The following is a 4,354-nucleotide window of genomic DNA, read 5'->3' as shown; positions in this document are numbered from 1 at the left end:
TTCGAGGGGTACCACTCGCCGAACGACGTACCGGAGGTCATCGACACCGGCCAGATCGACAGGGTGGGGCGGATCATGTGGGCGTGGCTGACGTCGCTGTGACCCGGACGAAAGGCCAATGGGCGAACAGAGCGCCAGAAGACGTTTGGCGGCGGGCCTAGCCGGGGTATGCGTGCCCTGTCACTTTGATGATCTCGGAACACCGGAGGTAGCGCTGGCATGGTCATGCGGTGCTCCCTCTCTGTCGCCGCGCTCGTGGCCGTCGCCGGTTGCGTAGTCACGGCGTGCGCTGAGACGCCGCCGAGCTACGGCGAGATCGGTAGGCCGGCGTCTACGGTTGAGGCAGAGGAACTCGCGGCGATGCGAGACAGCTCGCCTGAGCCTACGGATGCAAGCCCTTCCGGGGCGACGACGCCCACGCCGGACGCACCCACGAAGACGCCGGCTCGAACTCCGAGCCCCACGCCGACACAGACTGAGCGGGCGACGCCGACGAAGGAGCCACCACCGACGACGAGCCCACCGGCGTCGACGCCGAGTTCAGAGCCCACCGGGGAGCCGCCACCGGAGAGCGAGGACCCGCCCGAGAGCGAGGACCCGCCGCCCGAGAGCGAGGACCCGCCGCCCGAGAGCGACGAGCCACCTGAATCATCTGGGCTGGCCGAGATGGGAGAACGCGTCGTCGAACTCACGAACGCCGAACGGCAGGCCAACGGATGCGATGTTGATCTCCGGCCTGACGAACGGCTGGACGAGGCGGCGCAGGGACACAGCGTGGACATGGCAGAGCGAAACTATATGAGTCATACCAGCCCGGAGGGCGAAGGCCCCGGCGACCGCGCCGAAGCCGCCGGATACCCGCGCTGGTCGGGCGAGAACATCGCCATGGGCTACGCCACCGCCGAGGCCGTCGTCGACGGGTGGATGAACAGCGAAGGGCACCGGGCTAACATCCTCAACTGCGATTCCGCGGCTATCGGAGTCGGTGTGGCCGAGGGCGACGAAGGAATCTACTGGACACAGCTTTTCGGTCACGAGTAGCAACCGCGGCGTGTCACAAGGACAATGCCCATATCCCCCACCGGGCCCCGGCCGAGACCATCGCCTCGACATACCACGCCGGAGGCGTCCTGCGCGGGGTCGTCTGGTGCGGTTTCCCTAGACCGCCGGGTTGCGCCGGAAATCTCACCCAGAGCTCCCGATCGGTGTTGGTCGGACGTGCCCGGTCGTGCCGTCAACCGCCGTCAGCGGGTCCGGCAAGTGGGGTGATGGCGTTCATCGCCTGGTCCATCAGTTCGTCGAGCGGTTGTTCATTGCCTTCGGCGACCCATTGGATCAGGGCGGAGTCGAGGGCGGCCAGGGCCGCGCCGGCGAGGGCGACGGCGGCGATCCGGACCGGCCCCCGGCCGTTCTCAGCCAGACGCTCTTGGAGGACGTCGGCGAGCGCGTCCCGCCAGAGCGCGTGCTTGTGCAGGTGGGTGGCGTGCAGCGCCGGGGTGTCCAGCATCATGCGAGTGATGTCCAGCGACATGGGCCAGGTGCTCAGTTGCCGCACAAGGTCGTCGAAGGCGCGGCGCAGCGCGAACCAGGCCTGCTCCTCGGGCGGGCGTGAGGCCAGGGCGGCGGCGATCTGCCGGCCCGTCTCCACGTTCCACTGCCCGAACACGTCCTCTTTGCTGGTGAAGTAGCGGTGGAAGCTGCGGCGGGACAGCCCGGTCACGGCAGCGATCTGCTCGACCGTCGTCGCTTCGAAGCCCTGCTCCACGAACAGCCGCAGGGCCGCCTCCGCCAGCTGCGCGCGCACGGCGTTGCGCGTGCGCTCCCGCAAGTCGACCTTCGGCTCGTCCATGGCACCACCTTACCCCGGTCGGCACGAAGAGTCGCCTAAAGCACAACAGGCCCGACTTGACACACTGAGACATTTTTGGCGTAGGATGAACTCATCGATGGCGCCGCACGACCGCGACGCCGGCCCGTATCCGGTTCCATTGCCGGATGAGTGAAAGGACCTCCCCATGTCGAAGACGTGGTTCATCACCGGCGCCTCCCGCGGCTTCGGCCGCGCCTGGACCGCCGCCGCCCTGGAGCGCGGCGACCGGGTCGCCGCCACCGCCCGCAACACGAGCACGCTGGACGACCTGGTCGACCGCTACGGCGACGCCGTCCTGCCGATCGGGCTCGACGTCGACGACCGCGCCGCCGGCACCGAGGCCGTCCAGACCGCACACCGCCACTTCGGCCGACTCGACGTGGTCGTCAACAACGCCGGCTTCGGCCACTTCGGCACCATCGAGGAGACGACCGAGAACGAGGCCCGCGCGCAGATGGAGACCAACTTCTTCGGCGCTCTGTGGATCACCCAGGCCGCGATCCCGCTGCTGCGCGAGCAGGGCGCGGGCCACATCGTGCAGGTCTCCAGCATCGGCGGCGTGACCGCGTTCCCAGGACTGGGCCTGTACAACGCCTCCAAGTGGGCCCTGGAGGCGTTCACCGAAGCGCTGGCCGGAGAGGTCGCCGGGTTCGGCATCAAGACCACCCTGATCGAGCCGTCCGGGTTCGACACCGACTGGGCCGGAGCGTCCGCGCGCCGCTCCGAGCCGAACCCGCGCTACCAGCCGTTCCGCGACGCCATGGCGAACTGGGGCAACAGCCCCAGCCCCACCGCCGAGGACAGCGTCGAGGCCCTGTTCGCAGCGGTCGACGCGGCCGAGCCCCCGCTGCGGTTGATCTTCGCCTCGCAGGGCTACGACCTGGTGCTGGCCATCCATGAGCAGCGCATGGCCACCTGGCGGGAGTGGGAGAAGACCGCCCGCTCGGCCGACCCCGCATAGGCCGGAGTAAGCAGGCGCCGGGCTCGAGCCGGAGATCTGGCCCACCGTCCGAGAACACCACGGCAGCCCAGACTCGTCCGCAAAGATCGTCGCGTCGCGTTCGATGTCGAGATCCAGAAACTTGCTCTGCATCTCGCGACCAAGCACACTCTGATCACGATGCCTGGGCGGCCTGCTTCCTACCGTGACGTGTTCGCCGTGCGCGAGTTCCGTCGGTTGTGGATGGCGCATGCTCTCTCGGTCATCGGCGACCAACTGGCCAGGGTCGCCATCACGATTCTCGTCTATGAACGGACCGAGTCTGCTGGGCTCACCGCCCTGACGTACGCCCTGACCTACATCCCGGATCTCATCGGTGGCGCTACTTTGGCGGGGTTGGCGGACCGTTTCCAACGCCGCATGGTCATGGTGGTCACCGACCTCGCTCGGGCGGGCCTCCTCGTGCTCATGGCAGTACCCGGCGTCCCGCTCGCCGTCCAGTGTGGCCTGCTCGTGCTGATCCAGCTCCTGTCTGCTCCGTTCTCGTCTGCGAGACAGGCCGTGCTGGCCGACATGCTCTCCGGGGATCGACTCACGATCGGCATCGGCGCCGTATCGATGACTTACCAGGCGGGACTGGTCATCGGATTCGGAACCGGTGCAGCACTCGTCAACCAACTCGGCGTCTCAACCGCGCTGCTCATAGACGCCTCAACCTTCATCGTCTCCGCCGCGATCATCCGCTATGGCATGTCGTCCTATAGGCCCAGGCCTCAGCAAGACGACAAGGGCCAGCTGAGCCAATGGCAGACCATCAAGGCCGGTTGGGCGATCGTTGCCCGAGATGCCCGGCTAAGGACTCTCCTGGGGATCGCCTGTTGCGCCGGCTTCTACGTCGTTCCCGAGGGCTTGGCGGTCCCATACGCCGCGCAGATCGGCGCCAGTACCATGGCGGTCGGCTGGCTGCTGGTCGCCAATCCCATCGGGACGGTCATCGGCATGTTGGCTCTTCGGAGCATCTCGCCCAGACGACGGCTCATGCTCATGGGCCCGCTGGCCATTGCCAGCAGCCTGATACTGCTCCCAACCGGTGCCGCGCCTGGGCTCACAGCCACTCTGATTCTGTGGACGGTAAGCGGCATGTTCTCCGCCCATGACATGGTCACCCAGGCCACTTACGTACGACTCGTGCCCGCGCACCACCGCGGACAAGTCATTGGCGTGGCCATAGCTGCTCTACGTCTGGCGCAAGGGCTCGGCATCATCGTCGCCGGTCTTCTCGCCCAGCTGCTGACACCAGCGTCGATCATCGCCATCGCCGCGGCTTTCGGCACGGTCGCCGCTGCGATAGCGACTGTTCGCTGGAACCGAGCAGCCCCGCCCCACACTGTTCTCCCACCTCAGGACGAGGCCGACGACATCTTCGATTGACCACATGTTTGGTCCACTCCATACCTAACCTCAGTTCCACGTGCTGTCACGCATCCGACACACCTCCTCCCACGACGACGACCACCAACCAAACCCCCAACCTCAGTTCCACG

4 protein-coding genes are annotated in these 4,354 nt (G+C 67.2%); 3 read left to right on the top strand and 1 reads right to left on the bottom strand.

Translation table 11 applies throughout. The features are described from left to right. The first annotated feature begins 666 nt into the window (after positions 1 to 666). Entirely contained in the window at positions 667 to 1,041 is a 375-nt protein-coding gene (locus ELR45_RS36170; protein WP_165368304.1) for a CAP domain-containing protein, read from the top strand. A 193-nt stretch (positions 1,042 to 1,234) separates the two neighbouring features. Here the strand turns inward: ELR45_RS36170 and ELR45_RS32475 are convergent, their stop codons facing one another. Continuing rightward, entirely contained in the window at positions 1,235 to 1,849 is a 615-nt protein-coding gene (locus ELR45_RS32475; protein ID WP_129669983.1) for a TetR/AcrR family transcriptional regulator, read from the bottom strand. Between the two features lie 166 nt (positions 1,850 to 2,015). Between ELR45_RS32475 and ELR45_RS32470 the strand changes: the two genes are divergently transcribed. Together ELR45_RS32470 and ELR45_RS32465 are read left to right on the top strand one after the other, a co-directional pair. Next, positions 2,016 to 2,831 (top strand): SDR family oxidoreductase, encoded by an 816-nt coding sequence (locus ELR45_RS32470; RefSeq protein ID WP_129669982.1) that lies wholly within the window; start codon positions 2,016 to 2,018, stop codon positions 2,829 to 2,831. Between the two features lie 159 nt (positions 2,832 to 2,990). After that, a complete protein-coding gene (locus tag ELR45_RS32465; RefSeq protein ID WP_129669981.1) occupies positions 2,991 to 4,241 on the top strand; it encodes an MFS transporter in 1,251 nt (416 codons plus the stop codon). Positions 4,242 to 4,354 lie beyond the last annotated feature (113 nt).

Origin of the sequence: Phytoactinopolyspora endophytica (assembly GCF_004138495.1) — a bacterium.
Lineage (GTDB): Bacteria > Actinomycetota > Actinomycetes > Jiangellales > Jiangellaceae > Phytoactinopolyspora > Phytoactinopolyspora endophytica.
Note: the sequence above shows the minus strand (reverse complement) of the source record. Positions and strands in the feature narration are given on the sequence as shown.